Source organism: Serinicoccus chungangensis (assembly GCF_001483745.1).
In the GTDB taxonomy this organism is placed as follows: Bacteria; Actinomycetota; Actinomycetes; order Actinomycetales; family Dermatophilaceae; genus Ornithinicoccus; species Ornithinicoccus chungangensis_A.
In genome coordinates, this window is the sequence record NZ_LQBL01000028.1 from 499,382 (window position 1) to 524,137 (window position 24,756).

A 24,756-nucleotide genomic window follows, 5' to 3' on the forward strand; every position below is an offset into this window, starting at 1 on the left:
ACGACGCACGCGGGCGCCCGCACCGTGTCGGTGCGGGCGCCCGGGGTATGCCGTGGTGCGGGTCAGCCCGCCAGCGTCGCCGTGTCGATGACGGCGCGGTAGCGCACGTCCCCGGCCACCACCTTGTCGTAGTAGTCGTCGACCTGGCCGGCGTCGATGACCTCCACGGTGGCGGTGATGCCGTGCTCGGCGCAGAAGTCGAGCATCTCCTGGTGCTCGGGCAGGCCGCCGATCATGTTGCCCCTGATGGAGCGTCGGTTGGCCAGCAGCGAGAAGGCGCTGACCTGCAGCGAGTCCTCCGGGGCGCCGACATTGGCCAGGACCCCGCCGCGGTCGAGCAGACCCATGTAGGAGTCCAGCGGGATGCCCGAGCCGACGGTGTTGACCAGGAGGTCGAAGCTGCCGGCGAGCTCCTCGAACGCCGTGCCGTCCTCGGTGGCGCGGAAGTCCTGGGCGCCGAACGACATACCGTCCTGCTTCTTGCTGTCGGTGCGGCTCAGCACGGTGACCTCGGCGCCCATGGCCGCGGCGATCTTCACCGCGACGTGCCCGAGGCCGCCCAGGCCGATGACGCCGACGCGCGAGCCCGGGCCGACGCCGGCCTCCTTGAGCGGGTGGTAGGTCGTGATGCCCGCGCACAGCAGCGGCGTCACGCCCGCGTAGTCGGCCTCGTCGTAGGAGTCCGGGACCTTGACGACGAAGTGGTCGCGGACGACGACCTCCCCGCTGTAGCCGCCCTTGGTGATCTCGCCGTGGTAGTCCTCCTGGCCGTAGGTCTGGACGGCGCCCTTGAGGCAGTACTGCTCCTCGCCGTCCCGGCAGGGCTCGCACTCGCCGCAGGAGTCGACGAGGCAGCCGACGCCGACGACGTCACCGACGGCATGGTCGGTCACGTCCGCGCCGACCTCGGTGACGGTGCCGAGGATCTCGTGACCGGGGGTGAGCGGGTAGAGGGTGCCGCCCCACTCCTCCCGGGTGATGTGGATGTCGGTGTGGCAGATGCCGGCCCAGCGGATGTCGATGCGCACGTCGTCCGGTCGCAGGTCGCGGCGCTCGATCTGCACCCGCTCGAAGGCGGCTCCGGCGGAGGGCGCGGCGAGTGCTGGTGTGGTGGTCGTCACTGATGCTCCTCTGTGGGGTTCGGTGAACAGCAGGGCCGCGACACGAGCTCGCGGCCCACTCCCCCTCCAACCACGTGGGCGCTGACGCGGATTCCCGCGCGGCCCGGCCCGCAGATATTCCCGCGCCGGGTGGGCGTTCGCTCTCTCCTCCGGGCGTGTCCGCGCGATCATGCACCGGTGACCCTCACGGAGGTCTAGCGTCGGGCTATGAGCACGCAGACGGGGCAGGGGTTCATCCGGCAGCTCGGGCGCTGGGACGCCCTCGCGATCGGGTTCGGGGCGATGATCGGCTTCGGCTGGGTGGTGCTCACCGGAGAGTGGCTGGTCGCGGCCGGCACCCTGGGCGCGGTGCTGGCCTTCGTGGTCGGCGGGGTCATCATGGCGCTCGTGGGGCTGACGTATGCCGAGCTCGTCGCCGCGATGCCGCACGCCGGGGGTGAGCACAACTACGTCATGCGGGCCATGGGGTCGCGGTGGGCGTTCGTGGCGTCCTGGGCCCTGGTCGGCGGCTACGTGACCATCGCCGCCTTCGAGGCGGTCGCGCTGCCCCGCACCGCGACATACCTCTGGCCGGCGCTGGAGTCGGTGGAGCTGTGGTCGGTGGCCGGCTCCCCCGTCTACCTCGGGTGGGGCGTCATCGGCACGGCGGCCGCCGTCGTCCTCACCGTGATCAACGTCGTCGGCATCCGGCCGGCGTCGCTCGTGCAGACCTTCATCGTGCTCTTCCTCGTCATCATCGCCGTGCTCATGCTCGTGGGGGTCGGCGTCGGCGGGTCGCTGGAGTATGCCGAGCCGCTGGTCACCGGAGGTTTCGCCGGCTTCGCCGCCGTGCTCGTGGTGGTGCCCTTCCTCTTCGTCGGCTTCGACGTCATCCCGCAGTCGGCCGAGGAGATCGACCTGCCGTTCCCGCTCATCGGCAAGCTCATCGTGCTCTCGGTGGCGCTGGCCAGCCTGTTCTACATCGTCATGGTGGGCGCCTCGGGGCTGGCGATGGACCACCAGGAGCTCGTGGACTCCGACCTGGCGACGGCCGACGCGATGGCGGCGCTGTGGGGCTCGCAGACCTTCGGGACCATCCTCGTGGCGGGGGGCCTGGCCGGCATCCTCACCTCGTGGAACGCCTTCCTCATCGGCGGATCCCGGCTGCTCTACGCGATGGGCCGGTCGGGCATGCTGCCGGCGGCGTTCGGTCGTCTGCACCCGCGGTTCCGGACGCCGACGGCCGCGCTGCTCTTCATCGGGGTGCTGTCGGCCGCCGCGCCGTGGCTGGGGGCGGACGCGCTCGGCTGGCTGGTCGACTCCGGGTCGCCCTCGATCGTGCTCGGCTACCTGCTCGTCACGGTCGCCTTCCTGGTGCTGCGCCGGCGCGAGCCCGAGATGGACCGGCCGCTGCGCATCGGCGGCACCGGGTCCGGGGGCGTGGTCATCGGTGTGGTGGCGCTGGTGCTGGCCGCCGGGCTGGCCTCGCTCTACCTGCCCGGCATGCCGTCCTCGCTGCCGCTCGAGCCCTGGGTGCTCTTCGGTCTGTGGTGGCTGCTGGGTCTGGTCCTGCTGCTGCGGGTCCCGTCGGTCCCCGGCGGCCCGGACGCCGAGGAGACGGTGTTGTCCCGGCGGGAGGCCTCCTGAGGGAGCGCGGGCGGACGGAGCCTCGAGCGGCGGCCCTCCCCCGCGCTACCCCTGGTCGAAGGCGGCGTCGAAGGAGGTCGTGGAGGGCGGGAAGTCGAGGGCGCGCAGGTAGTCCAGCGCCTCCTTGGCGCCGTGCAGCCGGTCCATCCCGGCGTCCTCCCACTCCACCGAGATCGGCCCGTCGTAGCCGGCGCCGGCGAGCGCGCGGAAGCAGTCCTCCCACGGCACGTCGCCGCGGCCGGCCGAGACGAAGTCCCACCCGCGGCGCTGGTCGCCCCACGGCAGGTGCGAGCCCATCCGCCCGTTGCGCCCGCCGCCGACCCGCATCCGGGTGTCCTTGCAGTCGACGTGGTAGATCCGGTCGGCGAAGTCGGTGATGAAGGCGACCGGGTCGATGTCCTGCCACATCATGTGGCTCGGGTCCCAGTTGAGCCCGAACGCCTCGCGGTGCCCGATCGCCTCGAGGGTGCGCACGGTGGTCCAGTAGTCGTAGGCGATCTCGCTGGGGTGCACCTCGTGGGCGAAGCGGACGCCGCACTCGTCGAAGACGTCGAGGATGGGGTTCCAGCGGTCGGCGAAGTCCTGGTAGCCCGCCTCGATCCGGTCGGCGGGCACCGGCGGGAACATCGCGACGTACGGCCAGATCGAGGAGCCGGTGAAGCCGACGACGGTGTCCACCCCCATCCGCTGCGCCAGCCGGGCGGTGAGCTTCAGCTCCTCGGCCGCCCGCTGCCGCACGCCCTCGGGGTCGCCGTCGCCCCAGACCTTCGCACCCACGATGGAGCGGTGCCGCTCGTCGATAGGGTCGTCGCAGACGGCCTGACCCTTGAGGTGGTTGGAGATCGCCCAGACCCCGAGCCCGTGGCGACGCAGGATCTCCAGGCGCCCCTCGACATACTCCTCGTCGTCCCAGCGCCAGGCGTCCAGGTGCTCGCCGGACACGGCGATCTCGAGGCCGTCGTAGCCCCAGCCGGCCGCCAGCCCGGCGACCTCCTCCAGGGTGAGGTCGGCCCACTGGCCGGTGAAGAGGGTGAACCTGCGTGCCATCGTGCGTCTCCTTCGTCGTCGGTCAGGCGGTCAGGCGGGGATCTCGACGGGTATGCCGCCTCGCCCGCTGCTCGTCTCGATCGCCTCGAGCACCCGCTGGACCGCGAGGCCGTCGGCGAAGCTGGGGTGGAGGTCGTCGCCGGTGGCGATGGCGCGCAGGAAGTCCGCGGCCTGGCTGGTGAACGTGCTGTCCCAGCCGAGGACGTGCCCGGCCGGCCACCAGGCGCCGACGTAGGGGTGCTCGGGCTCGGTGACGAGCACCGTCTCCGCTCCCCCGGCGGCGCCGGTCACCACCAGCTCGTTGAGCCGCTCGAGGTCGAAGCGCAGCGACCCGGCCGAGCCGTAGACCTCGATCTGCAGCGCGTTCTTGCGGCCGGTGGCCATCCGGCTCACCTCGAGGCTCGCGACCGCCCCCGACGAGGTATGCAGCGTGGCCCAGGCCGCGTCGTCGACGTCCACCTCCTCGCGGTGGTCGCCGTCGGCGGAGGGCCGCTCGGTGACGAAGGTCCGCAGGTGTCCGCTGGCGCGGGTGACCTCCTCGCCGAGGAGGAAGCGGAGCTGGTCGACGGCGTGCGAGCCGAGGTCGCCGAGGACGCCCGTGCCGGCGGTGTCCTTGCGCAGCCGCCAGCTCATCGGGGCCTGGTCGTCGGCGAGCCAGTCCTGCAGGTAGGACAGCCGCGCCTGGCGCACCTGCCCGACCCTCCCCCGCTCGATGAGGTCTCGGGCGAGCGCCAGGGCGGGCACCCGGCGGTAGTTGTGGCCGAGCATCGAGCGTCCGGCACCGGGAGCGCGGGCCGCCTCGACGAGCCGCTCGCAGTCGGCCACGGTGTTGGCGAGCGGCTTCTCGACGAGCACGTGCTTGCCGGCGGCGAGCGCGGCGAGCGCGACCTCCGCGTGCAGGTGGCCGGGGGTGCACACGTCGACGATGTCGACGTCGTCGCGCTCCAGGACCTCGCGCCAGTCGGTGGCGACATCGGCCCAGCCGAGCTGCTCCGCGGCCGCGCCCACCCGGTCGCGGTCCCGCCCCACGAGGGTCTGCATGCGGACCTGCGGCAGGTCGGCGTAGAAGGCGTTGACGTTGCGCCAGGCGTTGGAGTGGGCCTGCCCCATGAAGGAGTAGCCGACGACGGCCACTCCGAGGGTGTCGCTCATAGATCGTCCCCTGATGTCAGTGACCGCAGGAAGGCGAGGCCGTCGGAGGCCAGGTCGTCCTGGGTCGGCGCCAGCGGCCGCCAGATCGAGGCGGCGGTGGCGATGGTGTCGTTGTCGGCGGTGAAGGACTCGATGACCAGCGGCCCGGCGTAGCTCACGTCGGTGAGCGCGTCGAGGATCGCCGGCCAGTCGGTCTGGTCGCCGCCGGGGGCGCCGCGGTCGTTGCCGCAGACCTGCACGTGCACGAGGTGGTCGCCGGCGCGCCGGACCGCGTCCGCGCTGGAGCGCTCCTCGATGTTGAGGTGGTAGGTGTCGAGCGCCAGCCCGACGTGGGCGCCGAGCGGCCCGTCGAGCAGCTCCCCCAGGCCCTCGAGCGCCTGGTCGACGGTGTTGACCAGGGAGGTCTCGTAGCGGTTGAGCGGCTCGATGCCGATCCGCACCCCCGCGGAGGCGGCGTGCTCGACCACGGGCGCGAGGTGCTCCCGCCACTGTGCCCAGGCGTCCTGGCGCTGCTGCGGCGACATGCGCCATACCCTGCCCGTCGCGGCGTAGAACGGCCCGCAGACGGCGGCGGCGCCGATACCCTCGGCGAGGTCGACGCACGCCTTGAGGTAGTCCTGGGTGGACCGCACCGTGGCGGCGTCGGCCTGCACGAGGTCGCGCCCGGGGGCCATCGCCCCCACGACGCACGGGGTCAGCCCGGTGTCGGCGAGCGCCGACCGGGTGGCGGCGACGGTGAGGTCGCCGGGCTGCTCCAGCGGCAGCTCGACCGCGTCGAAGCCGAGGTCGGCGACGTGGCCGAGCAGGCCCCGGGCCTGGGTGTCGCGCAGCGGCGACGCCCAGACCCAGGTGTTGACGCCGATCATCACGGGATGATCCGCTCCTGCCAGACGTCGGGGTAGCCGGGCAGGTCCTCGCCACCGAACTTGGCGTAGTGCCCGTCGGGCATGCCGTCGTTGGCCTCGAGGAAGTCGGCGCGCTCGTCCTCGGTGATCGGCACCTGCGGGAGCACCCACTCGGTGGGCACCTCCTCGCCGGCGAAGATCTGCTCCACCGCGAGCAGCGGGGTGCGCCACTGGAAGTTGGAGTAGACGGGGGCCAGGCCGGTGAGGCCGGTGTCCTCCCACTTGCGCAGGAAGCTCATCTCGTCCTCGCCGGTCATGACCGGGTAGTCCTGACCGGCGTCCTCGAAGGCCTCGATGGCGGCGACGGCGCCGTCACCGGCGTCCATCCAGACGCCCTGCACCTCGCCGGTGGCCAGCTCGTCGGCCAGGATGTTCTTGATCTCGGCCGGGTCGGCGCCGGTGAAGTAGTCCACCGCCTCGATGCCGTTCTCCTCGAAGATCTGCTCGGCGGCCGCCCAGCGGTGCTCGAGCACGTCCACGCCCGGCAGGATGCGCAGCGCGACCACCTTGTCACCCTCCTCGAGGTTCTCGGAGAGGAACTCGGCGGTGTCGATGCCCCAGGCATACCCGCCGATGGGGTGGATGAAGGTGGTGGGGCAGTCGGTCTCGACGCCGCGGTCGAAGACGACGACCGGCAGGCCGGTGTCGCAGGCCCGCTCGACCGCCGGCGTCAGCGCGGCGGTGGAGTTGGGCGAGATGACGAAGGCGTCGCAGTTGCCCTCGCTGATGAAGTAGTCGATGTCGGCGATCTGGGTGTTGTCGTCGGCCTGGGCGTCCCGCGTCTCCATCTCGGAGATGACGCCGTCCTCCTGGAGGACCTCGAGCTGCTGGTTCATGGTGATCCAGCCGGTCTGTCGCCACGGGTTGTCGATGCTGGCGTTGGAGAAGCAGACCTTCATGGCCCCGTCGGAGGCGAACTCGGAGGTGTCGGTCATGTCGCCGTCGATGTACTGCAGCCACGGCGTCTCGGGGTCGCCCTCGAAGGTGGCCGAGCGCTGCTCGAACTGCTCGTCGTAGTCGGCCTGGTCGAACCACTCGTCGCTGTCGCCCTCGGCCTCCTCACCTCCGTCCTCGGAGCCCTCGTCCTCGGCACCCTCGGCGCCCTCCTCGGCGCTCTCGGTGGCCGGCTCGTCGAGGGACTCGTCGGTGGAGCATGCCGCCAGCATCGCCAGCGCGCTCAGGGCCGCGACGCTGCGGCCGATCGTCGTCCTGCGCATTGATCTCTCCCTTTAGGTGGTGCCCGGGTCGGGCGGGGTGGGTGCGGTCCCGGTCTGCCGTGGCTCGGCCCCGGGGGTGGTCGGTTCGGCGCTGCGTCGTCGGCGTCCGCCCTGCCAGGCGCGGGCCCCGATCGCGACGGCGACGATGATGATGACGCCCTGCACTGTGTCCCTCCAGGTGGAGGCGACGCCGACGAAGTTGAGCAGGGTGAAGAGCAGCTCGAGGGCGAAGGCGCCGGCCGCCGCGGAGAGGACCCAGCCGCGCCCGCCGCCGAGCACGACGCCGCCGACGACCACCGCGGTGATCGCGGTGAACTCGTAGCCCTGGCCGACGGAGGGGTGCACCCCGGCATACCCCACGAGGATGATGCCGGCGACCGTCGCGGCCAGCGAGGACAGGACGAACGCGCGGGTCTTGAGCCACCACGTGGCCGAGCCGGACAGGTGCACGGCCTGCGGGTTGTCGCCGACGGCGACCAGGGTGCGGCCGAAGGGGCGGCGCATGAGCCAGACGGCGGCGAGGGCGAGGACCAGCAGGATGATCGCCGGGTAGGGGATGACCTCGAGGACCGGGACGCCCTCGATGCCGCCGCGGCCGATCTGGCGGAAGGAGTCGACCGGGTTGCCGGTGGCGGCGCCGCCGGTGAGGTAGAGCACCAGGCCGGAGAGCGCGAGCATCGTGCCGAGGGTGACGATGAAGCTGGGGACCTTGAGCAGCGTCGTCGCGAGCCCGTTGACGACGCCGACGAGGGCGCCGAGGATGAACATGAGGAGCATGACCGGCAGCACGCGGCTCTCGTCCTGGCCGATGAGGTTGCCGGCCAGGACCACCTGCATCGTCACGACGGAGCCCATCGACAGGTCGAACTCGCCGGAGACGATGACGAAGTACTGCCCCATCGCGGCGATGGCGATCGGGGCGGTGCGGCCGATGAAGCGGATGAGCGAGCCGGGCTCGCCGAAGTTGGGGTTCGCGACGACGACGCAGACGAGCAGGACGGCGACGAGGACGAAGACCGCACCGCCGGGGGTCCGCAGGGCGCGGCCGAGGCGCCCGAGGGTGCCGCCCTCGCTCATCGGCAGCGTCGCGCCGCGGGTCGTGGTCGCGTCGGCGGTGGTCACGCGGCACCTCCTGCGGTGGTGGGGGCGGGGGTATGCCGTGCCGCCCGCGAGCGGTCGAAGCGGGCCGGGCGCAGGTCGGCGTTGCGGCGGGCGTAGACCGCGACCGCGACGACGATGACCAGGCCGCGGACGACGTCCTGGAGGAAGGCGTTGAGCTGCATGACGCCCATGACGTTGTCCATGACGGCGAAGATGGCGACGCCGCCGAGGGTGCCGAGGATGTTGCCCTTGCCGCCGGCCAGGACGGTGCCGCCGAGGACGACGGCGGCGATGGACATGAGGTCGTAGCCGCCCTGGGAGCCGATGGTGGGGCTGCCGACCGAGAGGCGGGCCAGCAGGAGCAGGCCGGCCGTCCCGGCGAGCACCGAGCAGAGGACGTGCGCGAGCACGATGGGCGGCTGGGTGCGCACGCCGGAGAGGCGGGCGACCTCCTTGCTGCCGCCGACGGCATACAGGTGGTGGCCGATGCGGGTGCGGCGCAGCAGCAGGATGACCAGCACCGCGCAGCCGAGCATGATGAGCGTCGACAGCGGCACCGGGCCGATGTTGAGGGCGCCGATGAGGCGGAAGTCGCGGGGCGCCGAGCCGGCCGAGCCCTGGTAGTTGGTGCCGAGGTAGCCGGCGAGGATGAGGCCCATGCCGAGGGTGGCGATGAAGCCGTGGACGTGCAGGTAGGCGACGACCAGGCCGTTGACCAGGCCGATGAGGGCGGCCACACCGAGCGCGGTGACGACGGCCAGCGGGATGTTGCCGGTCTGGCCGGCCATGGTGACGCCGCCGAGGAGGCTGGCGAGGCTGGCGACGTAGGGCACCGACAGGTCGAGGCTGCCGGCGAGGATGACGAGGGTCTGGCCGATGGCGATGAAGCCGAGGATGCTCGTGCCGGTGAGGATCGCGGAGATGTTGCCGGCGCTGAAGAAGTTGCGGCCCGCCGCGGCGGTGATGATGGCGCCGAGGACGAGGACCAGCACGAGGACGAGGTAGACGATGCCCGTGCTGGTGAGGCGGGTGGGCCGGAGGCGGGCGAGAGCGTTCACGCGAGGACCTCCTCGTGCTCGTCGGCGCCGGTCGCCAGGGCGAGGACGTCCTCCTCGGTGGCGCCGCGGGGCAGCTCGCCGGCGAGGCGGCCGTCCCGCATGACGAGGATCCGGTCGGACATGCCGATGACCTCGGGCAGCTCGCTGGACACCATGAGGACGCCGACGCCGTCGGCGGCCAGGCCGCGCATGAGCTCGTAGATCGCGTGCTTGGCGCCGACGTCGATGCCGCGGGTGGGCTCGTCCATGAGCATGACGCGCGGGTTCACCGACAGCCAGCGGGCCAGGACGACCTTCTGCTGGTTGCCGCCGGAGAGGAACTGCACCTCCTGGTCCAGCGAGCGGGCGGCGACCTCGAGGGAGGACAGGACCCCCGGCATACCCGTGCGGGCCTCACCGGTGCGACCGGGGAAGACGGAGCGGACGACGCCGAGGGCGTTGTCGAGGACGGACTGGCCGAGCGCGAGGCCCTTGGCCTTGCGGTCCTCGGTGATGAGGGCGAGGCCGCGGCGGATCGCCTGGCGGGGCGAGCCGATGGTCGTGGTCTGGCCTTCGAGGGTCAGGGTGCCGCGGGTGAGCGGGGTGACGCCGAAGACCGACTCGACGAGCTCGGTGCGTCCCGAGCCCTGCAGCCCGGCCAGACCGACGATCTCACCGGCGCGCAGCGTGAGGTCGATCCCGTCGACATACCCGTTGCCGGAGCCCGAGAGGGTGAGCACGGCCTCCCCCACCTCGGTGCCGGGGGTGGGCTCGGGGAAGAACGCGGACATCTCGCGGCCGACCATGAGGCGGACGAGGGCGCCCTCGTCGAGCTCGGCAGCCGGCTGGGTGGTGACCTGCTGGCCGTCCTTGAGGACGGTGATGGTGTCGCAGAGGTCGAAGATCTCCTTGAGCCGGTGGGAGACGTAGAGGATGGCGACGTCGCGGTCGAGGAGCCTGCGGATGATGGCGTAGAGCAGCTCGACCTCGTGGTCGGCGAGCGCGGCGGTCGGCTCGTCCATGGAGATGATGCGCGAGTCGTAGCTCACCGCCTTGGCGATCTCGACGATCTGCTGCTCGGCGACCGACAGGGAGCGCACGGTCCGCTCCGGGTCCAGGCCGGTGACGCCGAGGCCGTCGAGGAGCTCGGTGGTGTCGCGGCGCATGGCGGCGGTGTCGACGAGCGGGCCGCGCCGCGGCTCGCGGCCGAGGTAGATGTTCTCGGCCACCGTGCGGTCCGGGAGGAGGTTGAACTCCTGGAAGACGGTCGACAGGCCGGCCTGCTGGGCCTGGATCGGGTGGGAGAAGTGCTGGGCCTGCCCGTCGATCTCGACGGTGCCCTCGTCGGGCTGGTGCACGCCGGCGAGGACCTTCATCAGGGTGGACTTGCCGGCGCCGTTCTCCCCCACCAGGCCGTGGACCTGGCCCGGGTGTAGCTCGAGGGTCACGTCCTCGAGGACGGCGTTGCCGAAGAAGCGCTTGGTCACCCCGGTGGCGCGAAGCACGGGCTGCGTCGGGGTGCTGGCCGTCGGTGCGACGGCGTCGTTGGACGTCACGGTCTGGACTATGGCACGGGTTCGAGGCTTTTGTCGAGAGTTCGGCAGAAGTTGTTGGTTGAGCGTGTCGAAGTGGCGTGGTTCACTTCCGGGGTGCGCACCAGTGATGTCTTCGAGCTCCTGAGGGATGGGCGCCCGCGCACGCGTGCGCAGCTGGCCGAGGAGACCGGTATGGCGCGCAGCACCATCGCGGCGCGGGTGGACGTGCTGCTGCGGATGGGTCTGGTGGCGCCGGTCGGCGGGGCCCGGTCGACCGGGGGGCGGCCCCCGGCGCTCATCGCGATGAACCCGGCGGCGCGGGTCGTGGCCGGGGTGGACGTCGGTGCGACGCACGCCGTGGCGGCGCTGACCGACCTGGCCGGGACGGTGCTCGGTGAGCGACGGGCCGAGCTCGACGTGGCCGAGGGCCCGGAGGCGGTGCTGGGGTGGGTAACGTCGGTGGTCGGTGAGCTGCTGGAGGACGCGCGGCGGCCGGTGGGTGAGCTGGCAGCGGTGGGGCTCGGGCTGCCGGGGCCGGTCGAGCACTCCACCGGCCGGCCGATCAACCCGCCGATCATGCCGGGGTGGGACCGGTACGACGTGCCCGCCCACCTGCAGCGGACCTATCCCGTGCCCGTGCTCGTCGACAACGACGTCAACATCATGGCCCTAGGCGAACGGGGAGCCTACCTCCCGTCGGTGGACGACCTGATCTTCGTCAAGGTGGCCACCGGTATCGGCGCCGGGATCATCTCGGGCTCACGGCTGCAGCGGGGAGCACAGGGCACGGCCGGCGACCTGGGTCACGTGCGGGTCAGCAGCGGCGAGGGTGTCATGTGCCGGTGCGGCAACGAAGGGTGCCTCGAGGCCATCGCGGCCGGCCCGGCGCTGGCTGCCGCCTTGGCCGCGGGAGGCGTGGCCGTCGACTCGACCGCGGGGGTGGTGGAGCTGGTGCGCGCCGGCAACGCCGCGGCCGTGCAGGAGGTGCGGCGGGCCGGGCGAGACATCGGCGAGGTGCTCGCCACCATGGTGAACCTCATGAACCCCTCCGCTGTCGTCATCGGCGGGCGCCTCGCGGAGGCCGGCGAGCACCTGCTGGCCGGGATCCGCGAGGTCGTCTACCAACGCTCGTTGCCGTTGGCGACCGAGCACCTGCGGATCGTGGCCTCAAAGGCGGGGGCGCAGGCTGGCGTGCTTGGTGCCGCCACCATGGCGGCCGAGCACGTGCTCTCCCCCGAGGCGATCGAGGCGGCCAGCCTCGGTGTGGCCTGAGGCGCAGCACTATCGTCACGGCTCGTCTCTGAACTTGGAATCCTCGACACCTCGAGACGGCGGTGCCGAACCTCGCTCCTCTGCCTGTGCAACCATTTGCGGCTCTTCACGCTTCAAGGTGTAGTCGGGGTGTCAATCCGCCGGTCTCGAGGAGTGCTTGGGCGGTGTAGTGGGCGAGATTGCGAGAGCCGAGGGCCACGCCTCGAAGGTGCTCAAGTCGACCGTTGACGGCTTCGGTCGAGCCGTTGCTGGTGCGGGTCCGGTCGAAGTAGACCAGGACGTCCTCGGCGCGCTTGGACAGGGTGCGGCCGAGCTTGCGGAGTTCGACCAGCGCCGCCGGGATACCTCGGTGAGGGCGTCGATGACCGGCTCGGCCTTCCTACGGCCGGCGGCTCGGTTCAGGGCGCGGCATGCGGCGATGAGGCGCTGGTGCATGCCCCACGTGACCTCGACCTGCACGTGCTGGTCGCCGGCGAAGAGCTTGTCCAGTAGCTGCTGCTGGCGCTCGGTGAGCAGGTGGGCACCGGTGCGCAGGGTCCGCCGCGCGGTCTGCAGCGGGTCGCCTCTGCGGCCGCGGTGGCCGCGCAGTTCTTGCTGAAACCGGCGGCGGCACTCGTCCAGCGCCTCACCGGCCAGTCGGACAGCGTGGAAGGGGTCCATCACTGCCACCGCGTCCGGGAGCTCCTCGGTGGTGGCGGTCGTGAACCCGGCAGAGTCGTTCATCGCGACGACCTCGATCCCATCGCGCCAGGCCTGATCACGCTCGGTCAGCCAGTCCTTGAACGCCTTCTTCGACCGGTCATCAAGCATCGCCAGCAGCCGTAAGGGGCCGGTGCCTCTACGGACCGCGTGGGGTCGATGACCACGGTCACGCACTTGTCACCCTTCCTTGTGTGCCGCCACATGCGCTGATGCACACGGACGACCCGGACCCGTCGAGTTGGGTCGGGTCAGCGATGAAGACGCGCTGCCCGTCGGCCAGGACCGCATCGTTGGCGGTGTTCCAGGAGACCCCGAGCCCTTCGGCGACCCGGGCCATCGACAGGTGGCCGACCACGATCCCGACCAGGCCCCACCGCAGGCCGGAACGGGAGACCTTGGCCCGCGGCGACGCTGCGGCGGTGGCGTCCCGACGCCACACCCGCGAGCACTCGACGCACCGGTACCGATGGACGGTGAGCAGCAGCGTGGTGGGGCCCCCACCCAAACAGCTCGTGCTCCAGCTCCCGAGTCACCGTGTCCCGCGGTACACCCTGGCAGCGGCACCGCTTGCACCAGTCGTCCGGTTCGACGACCCGGCAAGCGAGCACCGCACGGTGAGGTTCGATCCTCTCGTCGGTGACTTCCGGGTTAAGGTCATCCAGGCGGGTGAAGGCGATCAGGTCGGGGCGCGTGAAGGTAGCTTCGGGCACGTCGAGGTCTCGGATGGCTGGCGTAGGAACCTCCATCATCGGAAGATCTCAACACCTACCTCCGGACCAACGCGCCAGCGCCTTCTACACCCTTACTGCGAAGAGCCGGTTGGCGCCGGGGACGTTGCCCGAACGGGCGCGACGACCACCAGTGCGGAGAGCAGCATGGCTAGCGCCGCAGCCCACGACGCGACCCGCCAGCGCCCGGGCAGGAACCGTCCGGTCGGGAAGAGCACGCGGAGCAGCGCAACGGTGGCCGGCAGGACGGCTGCGGCCCGGTTGGGGACCCAGAGGGCCAGGTTGGCGCCCGCCAGCACCTCGTCATCCCTGATGGCGAAGCGGACCCAGGACTTGGCGAGCCCGCCGAGGGCCCCGAAGCAGCCGAGCCAGGTGAGCCCCCAGCCGAAGCCCTGGCGCGGGTCGCGGACGAGGATGACCGTCGCGCAGCCCGCGAGGATCGGGCCGAGGAGCGCATAGGCCACCCCGGGCCGAGCCCGGGCCGGTCGGGTCAGTGCGCAGGTCGAGTACCACGCTGGCGACGAGGACCGCCCCGGTGACCAGCACGAAGCCAGCCCCCTGCCCACGGGCGACGGCCGGCTCCGGCGAGCGGAAGAGCAGCACGGTGCTTACTCTGTCAGGCGATCAGGCGTTGCGGAATGCCTTGTCGCCGGCGGTGAAGCCGACGGCGGTGACGAGCAGCCACAGGACGGCGACGGGGCCGGCCATGTACTCGAAGGGCGAGATGCCCGCCAGCAGCGTCAGGCCGCCCATGACCAGCCCGACGATGCCGAGCCAGCGGGGCACCGCGCGGGCACGTGCGGCCAGGAAGACGCTGACCCCGGTGACACCGGCGAGGGTCCACAGCCAGGGGATCGTGCCGATCCAGTGGTTGTACATGATCGCGCTGGACGCCTCGACGGTGCCGTCGCCCGCGGCGAGCGCCAGCATGAACTCGGTGTCCAGGCCCGAGCCCAGGATGGAGACGACCGCCGTGCCGAGCATGCCGGCAAAGGCGAGCAGCGGCAGCGAGCTGTCTGCCGGGAGCGCCGCCCGGAGGCGGCGGTGCAGGCCGGCGCCGAAGACGAGCATCAGCAGCGCGCCGACGACGGTGACCGAGTGGAGGGCGAACATCCAGCCGGCCTGGGTCTCGAGCTTGGCCATGATCTGCTCGGGGGTGGTGAGGCTGGGGTCGTAGACGGCGCTGACCGCGCTGCTGGTGATGATCGTGCCGACGCCCGCCAGGGCGGCGCCGATGCCGATGACGGCCCACAGGCGGCTCTGCCGCGTCCGTGCCGGCGCCTGCTCCTCGACGACGTCCGAACGGACGGGGTTGGTGGTGGTGATGGTGGTCATCGCGGTTCCTTCTGTCGTGGTGGTTGGTGCGATGACACGACTCTGTCCGGCGGGGCGTCCCGGGCGACAGGGACAGGTGGGCAGTGGTTGTCCTGTGTCAGGTCCCGAACAACAGCCAGGCGCGGGTTACCCGACTGCCGAGGCTGCCCGAAACTGCTCGTATCTCTGCGTCAGCAGCTCGGGGTCCGGCCACTCCAATTGAGAAGCCGGCAGGATCATCAGATCCTGACCGTGACGTCCCTGAAGGCCGTACTTCAGCGTGGGCCCGTCCACCTCGGTCATAATCCGTGGCGGTATCTCAATTCGACGTTCGGGCGTGACGCCGAGGAGATTCGCGTCGTAGGCCGCATGATGCAGCTTGCACATCGCCATCCCGTTGTGGATCGCCGGCACTCCCAGTTCATGTGCGTCGGGAACGATGTGCGCGGCGTCCAACAGCTCTACATGCCGCAGAGCACAGACGGCGCATCGTCGCTCGTATGCGCGGAGCACATGTGCCCTAAATACAGGCTGGTGGAGTCGACGCTTAGTCTCGGCGAGCACGTACCGCTTCATCACCACCTCGAGGGCAGACTCGGGCTCCTCGGGAAGTCGGCCGAACGTCTCGTCCGGCGATAGAAGGAAGTCGGCTCCGTCCCGGGCCGCTACATAGAGCGGAAACATGGCTAGGTAACGCGCCCCGCCAATGCTCTGCAACCAGATCAGCGGGAAACGACGCACCTCAGCGACACGAAGGCTCTCGATGTGCACGCTCGATTCCGGTGACAACGTTAGACCATCGAGCTGCACCTGTTCTCCTTCTACGTCTCGCTCATCTCGGATGGAGAGGAGCGCCTCGAACCCAGGTGGCTGCCAGAGTTCGACCGCTGGGCTTGCCAGGTCATAGCCACCTTCGAAGTCGCGCAAGTCTTCGAGAGAGAGCGCCTGCCTGCCGCCGTCGGTCCGCTGCTCGAGCCAACGGAGCGCCACCTCGCGCAGCTTCCGCTCATCGAACGGCACGTCGACCTCAAGCGGGTGAGTGACCATTCCTGCCTGGCTAACAGCACGGCTCCGGGCAGGCTCGACGGCCACCAGTTTGTGGACGACCACCTGCCGCATGAGTCCGTCCCGATCGGGTGCCTCGCGAAAGCGCCATGGATCAACTGGGTCTATGTGGAACTCGCCAATATAGAGCTGCGGCTTGCCTCCTCCCCTGTTCGGGCCCGCCGCCTCGAACAACCGCAGGGCCGGTCCCGTTTCCAGATGCCGAAGTATCGCCCTGTTGCCCTTACTCTCGGGGTTCTGATCGCCGCGCTGGCCTTCGCCGGTGTAGTAGAAAAATGGCGAGTCGGCGTCCGGGTCCCAACCGTCGTAGTTGTAGCCATGTTGAATGCCTTGCTTAGGATCGCTGTAAATCAGCACGTTGGGCGACCTGTTCGATGGCTCGATCCCCCCGAAGCGCGATCCCCCGTACCGCTCCATCATTTCACGACGGTTCGTGAGGTCCCCGACCTCCAACGCCCACTCCGCAGTCATGGCGGAAGCCTACTGTGCCTCCGGTCCGGACCCATCAACCTCGCACCGGATCTACAGCTATCCCGTACCTACCGCCAGACGAAATCTCGGGTGCGCCGAGGCGCCCGCCGCTACCTCTAGGGCCTCTGGGTGAACAGCGATCCAGTCAGGGTTGCTTCCCGCGCCGCAGCTACCATGAGCGACTCCCTTACGATGAGATCCCCTAGCCGTTCCCGATATTCACTTAGAATTTCCTTGCTCGCCAGGGTTCGCTCGAGGGTATCGCGGGCCACATCACTGAGATCGTCACCCTCGTAGCCAATTCGCCGCCCGAGCCGGTCGAAAGTGCCCAGTCGAAGACTCTCGAATTCGCGACGCCCATTGAGCTTTAACGCCATTCTCTTGAAGTTGCGATCGGAACTGTAAGAGCTCGTGGCCACCAGGTCATACGCGGGAGAGAGACTAGGATGCCCAGGGTCCTCATATTGTAGCGACCAATTCTTCAAGTGCGCATCACTATTCCCAATTAGCGCGTTGAAAACCAACCTACGGACAATCTCTCGCAGCGACTCGTCGTCCACTCCCCTCCAAGCGAGAGCGGCCAGCGTTTCATACGTGCCATCGTATTTCCGGAGTGGATGCCAGTCTCGAACCTGGCAGAAGTCCTCGATATGTATCTTGTGCCGATTCGCGGGCTCCCTATCGAACCTGCGCACAGCATAGGCCAGCTCCTCACCATTTGGCCAAGCTTCCGCGGGGAGGCCCTGCAGCTCGTCACGATGCACCAGATCTACATCCGGGACGGCCACTCCGGCATGCCTCGCCCATCGCATCATCACAAATTCATTTGCGGGAACATTGTGGAAATGAGCATTTGGGGTCTTAACAATCCAATCTCCCCCCCGCCCGTACGCGGGTAGCGCCAATCGAGTGCCCCGGCGAACCATCGAGAACTTCAAGGCGACACCCGCGAGGGAGAATCGAAATCCCACTCCCTCCGCGTGCGTCTCGTGGTTCAACGGCGCACCCGCATTCTCAACCTGGGAAAAGGACCGTCGTACTTCGCCTCCCGGGACAACCTCCACAGCCCCCGGCAGGTCATGCCCTACGCGAGCCAGTAACTCCATCTCGCGCGCGGGCGACACATTTGCGTCCTCTGCAATCCAGGTACGCAGGATCCCCTCGGGAAGTAAGTTGGAGAACCAGTTTGGCAGAGAAACGGAGCTTACGTGACGTCGTCGGAGATCGTCCTCGAAGGCGAGCCCAAGAATGGGCCTGAGGGGCAGATCTAAGTACTCTTCGACGAAGAAGAACTCACTGCGCTCCCCCTCATGGATGATTTGACCCACGGGGATGCCATCTAGCCGCACGTCGAAAGACTGCATCTTCTTAGTCCAAGTCGTCGAAATTGAAGCGACTTAGACTTGGCGTGTCCTCGAGCCTATATCCTCCTAGGCGCTTAACGAACGATTCTGCCGACACAGCAACTTCGACGGCTCGCGCATCCCAGACATTGCCACCGGTGGAGGACAAGCTGAACCCATGACTGCGCAGAATGTCCAGCTCCGTGACGGAGGGTTGGTCTCTTGCGGTCAGTTCGACTAGCCGGCTCATGGGACTCATTTCGTGTGTCCCCGCATGCCGTCTAGAAGGGAGGATCACTCGCGAGCCTGCCGACCGTCTGACCGCTACATGCTCACCTACGGGTAGGCGCTGTACGACGGGACTTGCGGTGCTGTAAGAGCCAATTGATCTACCAAGGTCTTCTATTGAGAATTCTTCACCAGTAATCGGATCGCGCGGGCCCCTCGACCACAGCGAGCACAAGAAAATCTTCGCTGTCGCCTCACTCGCCTGAAAGCTTGTATAATTTCGTGGGGCAGGGGTCGTTGGCAGACTTCTGAGTAAACTCTGTATCGACTCGTCGCGGTAGCGCACGGGATCAGAACCCGGGCTCAGGATTTTCCCGCACAGGACCCGCGCAGCGTTCGGTGTACCGCCACGGAAGTGCTCTGGCCCAGCCACGGCCGCCCTCCAAAACCAGCGTCGGAGCAGTTCGATGCTACGCGCATCTGTCGCTGGGTAGAACGCGAAGTATCGGGCCAGTACCACCAGCAGATACTTGTATGGGAGGAACGTGAGGTGGGGTACTCCTGCTTCACGTTGCAGGAAGTCGATTGCACGCCGGAGACTATCATAGGTATTTTGATAGGCCGCTCGACGCTCGTCCGCGTTAGCTTCGTCAAATTCTGTTCGGATGTCCCGCTTTACGTCAGGTCCGCGTGTCGCAAGCAGTGCGCTAAGGACGGTATTCTCGTCGATATATCCGAAAGCAGTTGCATCGTGGATTTCGCGGACAATTCGCTGAAAGGTCCAATCATTAGAATCGGCGTCAGAATGGAGCGCCGAGAAGACCTCCGCCCGCGTCAATCGTTTTCCATAGTTGTTCATGCGGTCGAAAATGTCCGTCAGGACCGACTCATCGTTGCTCGCGACAATGTATGCCGGTATGACGTATTGACGGATCTGCTGAGTCATGCGGTTAGCGCGCTCTACGAGCTGAGGGTCTAGAGCAGATTGCGAAAACCATCTCAAAAGTTCCGCTAGGTCGAATAACACCGGCAGCGGAACCTGTGAGCCTGCGGGAGACTGTGGCGCCTTGATAAATTCTTGCTTTTGTAGATCATATGATAGGGCGAATCGACCTGTCCGACCTACTTCTGGATGCAAAGCATTCGCGAGGCTCGTAAGGCGCTGCTGACCGTCGACTACCCAGAGGGCCTGCTGTGACGCTGGGGCTTCGACCTCAAGCTGCCCCAAGGAGAGTTTTTGGGCAGCAGCTGGCCTTTGCCAGAGTAGGAGGTTGCCGATGGGATATCCATGCGAAATACTATCGAGGAGGCGCCTAACGTCCTCGAAACCCCATCGAAATTCGCGTTGGAAGCTAGGAACTCGAATCTGGCCCGACCAAGCGTGCTCGATCAGCGCTTCGATCGTGTATGAGGTAGCGCTGGGCCGGAGCATCGGGGTCCTTCCGTGCGGATGGTATGGCCGTACTGTACGGGGCGGACTCGACCCTCGAAGCCGAGCCCGCCCCGATTGGATTCAGCTGCAGCCGCTGGTGCTGCCGCAGCCCTCACAGACGTAGCACGACCCAGCCGGACGCATCTTCGTTCCGCAGGTCATGCAGATCGGCGCGTCGGCGACCTTGCCCTGGAACTGCTCGAGCAGCTCAGCCGAGGAGTGGATCTCCGCGTCGACCTTCCGGGCGTCGGCGGCTCCGGCACCGGACTGGTCCGCGACCTTTTCCACCTTGTCGGCCTTCTTGGCCGGCGTGGTGGCGGCGGTCTGGCTGTAGTTCTCCAGCTCGTCCTCGTAGTCGTCGTCGTCGTTCGACGGCTCGAGCGGGGCGTACGACCCGGTCTCCAGCTGGCGGGCCCGCTCCTCCGCGGTGTGGATGCCCATGAACGACCGGGTCTCGAAGTCCAGGTAGTCCAGCGCCAGGCGGCGGAAGACGTAGTCCATGATCGACTGCGCCATACGCACGTCCGGGTCATCGGTCATACCGGCCGGCTCGAAGCGCAGGTTGGTGAACTTCTCGACGAAAGTCTCCAGCGGCACGCCGTACTGCAGCCCGATCGACACGGCGATGGAGAAGGCGTCCATGACACCGGCCAGGGTCGAACCCTGCTTGCCGAACTTCAGGAACAGCTCGCCCAGGTCACCGCTCTCGTAGGTGCCGGCGGTGAGGTAGCCCTCCGCGCCGCCCACGGCGAAGCTCGTGGTCTGGCTGGACCGGCGCTTGGGGAGCCGCTTGCGGACGGGGCGGTACTCGACGACCTTCTCGACGGGAGCCTCGACCTCGTCGGCCTTCTTCTCCTTGTCGGCCTTGCCGTCGGACAGCGGCTGGCCGACCTTGCAGTTGTCGCGGTAGACGGCGAGCGCCTTGAGGCCCATCTTCCAGCCCTGGAGGTAGACCTCGGCGATGTCCTCGACGGTCGCCGACTCCGGCAGGTTGACCGTCTTGGAGATGGCACCGGACAGGAACGGCTGCACCGCGGCCATCATCCGCACGTGGCCCATGGGGCGGATCGCCCGGGCGCCCATCGCGCAGTCGAAGACCTCGTAGTGCTCGGGCTTGAGGCCCGGGGCGTCGATGACGTGCCCCTTCTCGGCGATGAACTCGACGATCGCCTCGATGGTCTCGTCGGCATACCCGAGGCGGTTGAGCGCCCGCGGGATGGTCTGGTTGACGATCTGCATCGAGCCGCCACCGACGAGCTTCTTGAACTTCACCAGCGAGAAGTCGGGCTCGATGCCGGTGGTGTCGCAGTCCATCATGAAGCCGATGGTGCCGGTCGGGGCGAGCACGGAGGCCTGCGCGTTGCGGTAGCCGTTCTTCTCCCCCGTCTTGACGACGGCGTCCCAAGCCTTGGTCGCGGCCTTGTGGACCGAGGAGTCCATGGTGTGAAGGGTGCGGATCTCGTCGTTCGCCGCCTGGTGCTTGCGCATGACGCGCTTGTGCGCGTCGGCGTTACGGGCATACCCGTTGTAGGGGCCGACGACGCCGGCGAGCTCGGCGGAGCGCTTGTAGGCGGCGCCGGTGAGCAGCGAGGTCAGCGACGCGGCGAGCGCGCGGCCGCCCTCGGAGTCGTAGCCGTGACCGGTCGCCATGAGCAGCGCACCGAGGTTGGCGTAGCCGATGCCGAGCTGACGGTAGTTGCGGGTGGTCTCACCGATCGGGTCGGTCGGGAAGTCCGCGAAGCAGATCGAGATGTCCATCGCGGTGATGACCAGCTCGGCGACCTTCTGGTAGGTCTCCACGTCGAAGGTGTCGTCCTCGCGCAGGAACTTCAGCAGGTTGAGCGACGCGAGGTTGCAGCTGGAGTTGTCCAGCGACATGTACTCCGAGCAGGGGTTGGACGCGGTGATCCGGCCGGTCTCGGGGTTGGTGTGCCAGTCGTTGATGGTGCCGTCGTACTGGATGCCCGGGTCGGCGCACTCCCACGCGGCCTGCGCCATCTTGGTGAAGAGGTGCTTGGCGTCGACGGTGGTGACGACGGAGCCGTCCTTGCGGGAGGTCAGGCCGAACTCGGCCTCCTCCTCCACCGCGCGCATGAACTCGTCGGAGACACGCACCGAGTTGTTGGCGTTCTGGTACTGCACCGAGACGATGTCGTTGCCGCCGAGGTCCATGTCGAAGCCGGCGTCACGCAGGGCGCGGATCTTGTCCTCCTCGCGCGCCTTGGTGTCGATGAACTCCTCGATGTCGGGGTGGTCGACATCGAGGACGACCATCTTGGCCGCGCGGCGGGTGGCGCCACCGGACTTGATGGTGCCCGCGGAGGCGTCGGCGCCACGCATGAAGGAGACCGGGCCGGAGGCGGTGCCGCCGGAGGACAGCAGCTCCTTGGAGGAGCGGATGCGCGAGAGGTTGAGGCCGGCGCCCGAGCCGCCCTTGAAGATGAAGCCCTCCTCCTTGTACCAGTTGAGGATCGAGTCCATCGAGTCGTCCACCGAGAGGATGAAGCAGGCGCTGACCTGCTGCGGGCTCTGGGTGCCGACGTTGAACCACACCGGGGAGTTGAACGAGAACACCTGGTGCACGAGGGCATACGTCAGCTCGTGCTCGAAGATCTCGGCGTCCTCGTCGGTCGCGAAGTAGCCGTGCTCCTTGCCCGCCTTGACGTAGGTGAGGACGACGCGGTCGATGAGCTGCTTGAGGCCGGTCTCGCGGGCGTCGGTGCCGACGGCGCCGCGGAAGTACTTCGTCGTGACGATGGTCGAGGCGTTGGCCGACCAGAAGTCGGGGTACTCCACACCGCGCTGCTCGAAGATCGTCTCCCCCGTCTTCCAGTTGGTCTGGACGACGTCCCGCTTCTCCCAGGTCACCTGGTCGTAGGGGTGGACACCAGGCGTGGTGAAGATGCGCTCGATGGTCAGGCCCTTGCCGCCCCGTCGTGCGCGCGTCTTCGCCCCGGTCGTCTCTGTCATGACTAGCTCTCCCTGTGTGTGGTGTGGTGCTCGGAGGTGCTGATGTAAGTCAAGCGGTGGGTACTGACATACCCGGCTCTAGGGCGTCTGCCCCGGTGAGTCGGTCTCCACGTCGCGCTCGGAGCGCAGCAGCGTGATGGCCGACTCGAAGTCGTCGAGGTTGTCGAAGGCCTGGTAAACGGACGCGAAGCGCAGGTAGGCGACCTCGTCGAGCGCCTTGAGCGGCTCGAGGATGGCCAGACCCACCTCGTGCGCGTCCACCTCGGCCTGCCCCAGCGAGCGGATCGACTCCTCCACCTGCTGCGCGAGCAGCTGCAGCTGGGCGTCGGAGACCGGTCGCCCCTGGCACGCCTTGCGGGCGCCGGAGATGACCTTGTCGCGGCTGAACGGCTCGGTCGCGCCGGAACGCTTGATGACCGAGAGGGTCGCGGTCTCCACGGTGCCGAAGCGGCGCCCGCACTCGGGGCACTGGCGACGGCGGCGGATGACGGTCCCCTCCTCCTGGACGCGGCTGTCGACGACCTTGGAGTCGGTATGACGGCAGAACGGGCAGTGCATCACTCGCCTCCTTCGGTCTCGCGGCAGCGCGGCGCGAACGCCCCCGGTGCGGGGCGCTCTGTGGGTGGATCTGGGGACTGTGTGTGGATGACGTGTGCATACACGCTACCCGGTTGTGCACAAGATGTGGACGAACCACAGGCTTGTAACTACTAGATATGGGGAGCGTAGGTCAGTTGGCTACTAGATGCAAGGGTCCCGCGTGTCGCGCTCGAGGCGGGGCGGCGGGAAGCCCGGAACGGCGCGGATCTCGGGGTCTGGAGGGCGTCAGGCTCTGGTCAGATCGGGCGTGAGTCTCTACTGTGGACAACGGTTCTGGAGGTCCGAGCTGGGGCAGACTGGAGCCAGACCACGGTCGCTGGGGAGTCGCGACTGCAGGAGCAAGAAGGGGTATGCCGTGAGACGCACCGCCATCATCGCCGCCGCTGCCAGCCTGCTGCTGCTCCCCGCCTGCACCGACCAGAGCGAGCCCTCCCCCATGCCCACCTCGGAGGACGCGCTCACGACGGCGACCGAGGAGCCGGAGGAGCCTGACGACGTGGCCGCCACATCGGAACCGATGGAGACCGACGAGGGGACGTCGGAGCCGGCGGCCGAGGGGCCTCCTGAGATGCCTGCCGAGGCGCAAGAACAGACGGAAGAGGGGGCGGAGGCCTTCGCACTGCACTACGTAGGGCTCATTAACTACACGGGAGTACAGCCGGAGTTGGGCTTGCTCGAACCGTTAGCCGCTGACGACTGCGAATCATGCCGCAACCACGAGGACTCAGTCTCTTTCTCCGTTGAGAACGGGGACTACCTGGCAGAACCCCCTCTGAGCATCGGGGATCCGTCATCGATATTTACTGGTGAATCCTCCCGGGTGGCCGTGCCCGTTGAGCAGAACGCGCAGGCTTACCTCCGCGATGGCGAAGAGACGGACCGAGTACTGGGCGATGAGGCGGTGACTCTGATAATCCGCACCGTGTGGAACGATGGCTGGTTGGTAGAGGAAATCACCGTAGAGCAATGATCGCCCTCTGGCTTATTGCGATGTCTCTAGGGCTGGACTCACTCTCAAATGGGTCAGCGCCAGCAGATCCTCCTTGCGGCATAATCGACTGCGACCACGAAGGTGGCGGAGCGGAAATAGGACTGACTAAAGCGGAAGTAGCGCAACAGGCCGAGGAGTGGCCGGACGGGTCGAGCGAGGAGAGCCCCGACTCGTGGTACGAGTACGTCGCGGTCATCGACTGTCGTCCGCCCAACACTCCGGCACAACCACGCCTCGAGATCTGCGGCTTCGCGGTGAACTTCTGCGAGGAGTTCGTTCCTGACTCATCCGGCCCGCGGTCCTGGATCTACCGCAGAACTGTGGATGCCTCCGGTCCGACGTCTGAGTGGACGGAGGTCGCCCCCACCTGCTTCACGGACGTCGTTCCAGCCCGCTCGGGTGAGCACGCACAGGAACTCACCGAAGCGATGATCATCGAGCAGTTCCACCGCACCCAGTTCGCGCTGCCGCAGACCGTGATGGAGCCGCCAGGCAACCGGACTCTGGTCAACCTGCCGGTCTACTTCGAGCTCGCCTGGCCGGAGGGAGGGTTCGAGCCGCAGGAGGTCGACGTCACGACGCTGATCGGCCACGAGGTGCGCATCCGGCCGACCCTGGTGGGGGCGACCTACGTCACCGGGGACGGCACGACCATTGGCCCCACCACGAGCCTGGGCGGCCCCTACCCGGGCGGCGACATCACCCACGAGTACGTCTCCGCCGACGAGGTCAGTCCCTACATCTCGGTGGAGTACGGCGGGGAGGTCAGCGTGGACGGCGGCGAGTGGAGCACCATACCGAGCACTGTGACGATCGACGGCCCGGCCACCCCGTTGGAGGTGCTGACCTCGACGAACCGTCTCTACAGCAACGACCGCTGAGCGACTGGACGACGGCCC

19 protein-coding genes and 1 pseudogene are annotated in these 24,756 nt (G+C 68.3%); 4 read left to right on the top strand and 16 right to left on the bottom strand.

Features of this window, described 5'->3' with window-relative positions; translation table 11 throughout:
* Positions 1–62: 62 nt before the first annotated feature.
* Positions 63–1,121, bottom strand: coding sequence for an NAD(P)-dependent alcohol dehydrogenase (locus AVL62_RS10745; protein ID WP_058891615.1), 1,059 nt, complete (start codon positions 1,119–1,121; stop codon positions 63–65).
* A gap of 207 nt (positions 1,122–1,328) precedes the next feature.
* Here AVL62_RS10745 and AVL62_RS10750 point away from each other — a divergent pair, with 207 nt between their 5' ends.
* Positions 1,329–2,747 carry an APC family permease gene (locus AVL62_RS10750; protein ID WP_058891616.1) on the top strand — a complete coding sequence of 473 codons (1,419 nt, stop codon included), beginning with the start codon at positions 1,329–1,331 and terminating at the stop codon, positions 2,745–2,747.
* A 45-nt stretch (positions 2,748–2,792) separates the two neighbouring features.
* On the opposite strand, the gene AVL62_RS10755 is transcribed toward AVL62_RS10750, so the two are convergent.
* Genes AVL62_RS10755 through AVL62_RS10785 form a run of 7 tightly spaced genes read right to left on the bottom strand, consistent with a single transcriptional unit; the run spans position 2,793 to position 10,762 of the window.
* The gene (locus AVL62_RS10755; RefSeq protein WP_058891617.1) at positions 2,793–3,794 is read right to left on the bottom strand and encodes a sugar phosphate isomerase/epimerase family protein; all 1,002 of its coding nucleotides are present in this window, start codon (positions 3,792–3,794) and stop codon (positions 2,793–2,795) included.
* Between the two features lie 30 nt (positions 3,795–3,824).
* Complete coding sequence (locus AVL62_RS10760) at positions 3,825–4,946, bottom strand: Gfo/Idh/MocA family protein (protein ID WP_058891618.1); 1,122 nt, start codon at positions 4,944–4,946, stop codon at positions 3,825–3,827.
* Entirely contained in the window at positions 4,943–5,812 is an 870-nt protein-coding gene (locus AVL62_RS10765) for a sugar phosphate isomerase/epimerase family protein (RefSeq protein ID WP_058891619.1), read from the bottom strand. The genes AVL62_RS10760 and AVL62_RS10765 overlap by 4 nt, the downstream gene beginning before the upstream one ends.
* The gene (locus AVL62_RS10770) at positions 5,812–7,068 is read right to left on the bottom strand and encodes a substrate-binding domain-containing protein (RefSeq protein ID WP_058891620.1); all 1,257 of its coding nucleotides are present in this window, start codon (positions 7,066–7,068) and stop codon (positions 5,812–5,814) included. Before AVL62_RS10770 ends, AVL62_RS10765 begins: the two co-directional genes overlap by 1 nt.
* A gap of 12 nt (positions 7,069–7,080) precedes the next feature.
* Positions 7,081–8,190, bottom strand: coding sequence for an ABC transporter permease (locus AVL62_RS10775; RefSeq protein WP_235585661.1), 1,110 nt, complete (start codon positions 8,188–8,190; stop codon positions 7,081–7,083).
* On the bottom strand, positions 8,187–9,227 hold the full coding sequence (locus AVL62_RS10780) for an ABC transporter permease (RefSeq protein ID WP_058891621.1): 1,041 nt from the start codon (positions 9,225–9,227) through the stop codon (positions 8,187–8,189). Before AVL62_RS10780 ends, AVL62_RS10775 begins: the two co-directional genes overlap by 4 nt.
* A complete protein-coding gene (locus tag AVL62_RS10785; RefSeq protein ID WP_058891622.1) occupies positions 9,224–10,762 on the bottom strand; it encodes a sugar ABC transporter ATP-binding protein in 1,539 nt (512 codons plus the stop codon). Before AVL62_RS10785 ends, AVL62_RS10780 begins: the two co-directional genes overlap by 4 nt.
* Before the next feature lie 51 nt (positions 10,763–10,813).
* On the opposite strand from AVL62_RS10785, the gene AVL62_RS10790 reads away from it, so the two are divergent.
* Entirely contained in the window at positions 10,814–12,013 is a 1,200-nt protein-coding gene (locus AVL62_RS10790; RefSeq protein WP_235585662.1) for an ROK family protein, read from the top strand.
* 106 nt (positions 12,014–12,119) lie between these two features.
* Here AVL62_RS10790 and AVL62_RS10795 read toward each other — a convergent pair.
* From AVL62_RS10795 to nrdR, 8 genes and pseudogenes are all read right to left on the bottom strand, one after another.
* Positions 12,120–13,425: pseudogene (locus tag AVL62_RS10795) on the bottom strand (ISL3 family transposase).
* Between the two features lie 92 nt (positions 13,426–13,517).
* Positions 13,518–13,907, bottom strand: coding sequence for a hypothetical protein (locus AVL62_RS10800; protein WP_058891624.1), 390 nt, complete (start codon positions 13,905–13,907; stop codon positions 13,518–13,520).
* 160 nt (positions 13,908–14,067) lie between these two features.
* Entirely contained in the window at positions 14,068–14,778 is a 711-nt protein-coding gene (locus tag AVL62_RS10805) for a hypothetical protein (RefSeq protein ID WP_058891625.1), read from the bottom strand.
* 126 nt (positions 14,779–14,904) lie between these two features.
* Positions 14,905–16,293, bottom strand: a complete 1,389-nt coding sequence (locus tag AVL62_RS17540; protein ID WP_058891626.1) for an HNH endonuclease — start codon at positions 16,291–16,293, stop codon at positions 14,905–14,907.
* A 116-nt stretch (positions 16,294–16,409) separates the two neighbouring features.
* Positions 16,410–17,657: a type II toxin-antitoxin system HipA family toxin gene (locus tag AVL62_RS16670; protein WP_083518876.1), complete on the bottom strand. Its 1,248-nt coding sequence runs from the start codon at positions 17,655–17,657 to the stop codon at positions 16,410–16,412.
* Between the two features lie 4 nt (positions 17,658–17,661).
* Positions 17,662–19,296 carry a GmrSD restriction endonuclease domain-containing protein gene (locus AVL62_RS18225; protein WP_083518877.1) on the bottom strand — a complete coding sequence of 545 codons (1,635 nt, stop codon included), beginning with the start codon at positions 19,294–19,296 and terminating at the stop codon, positions 17,662–17,664.
* Between the two features lie 81 nt (positions 19,297–19,377).
* Positions 19,378–22,266 (bottom strand): vitamin B12-dependent ribonucleotide reductase, encoded by a 2,889-nt coding sequence (locus tag AVL62_RS10815; protein ID WP_058891627.1) that lies wholly within the window; start codon positions 22,264–22,266, stop codon positions 19,378–19,380.
* A gap of 78 nt (positions 22,267–22,344) precedes the next feature.
* Complete coding sequence (gene nrdR / locus AVL62_RS10820) at positions 22,345–22,824, bottom strand: transcriptional regulator NrdR (protein ID WP_058891628.1); 480 nt, start codon at positions 22,822–22,824, stop codon at positions 22,345–22,347.
* Between the two features lie 397 nt (positions 22,825–23,221).
* Here nrdR and AVL62_RS10825 point away from each other — a divergent pair, with 397 nt between their 5' ends.
* The gene (locus AVL62_RS10825) at positions 23,222–23,836 is read left to right on the top strand and encodes a DUF6318 family protein (protein ID WP_058891629.1); all 615 of its coding nucleotides are present in this window, start codon (positions 23,222–23,224) and stop codon (positions 23,834–23,836) included.
* A gap of 449 nt (positions 23,837–24,285) precedes the next feature.
* On the top strand, positions 24,286–24,738 hold the full coding sequence (locus tag AVL62_RS10830; RefSeq protein WP_058891630.1) for a hypothetical protein: 453 nt from the start codon (positions 24,286–24,288) through the stop codon (positions 24,736–24,738).
* Positions 24,739–24,756 lie beyond the last annotated feature (18 nt).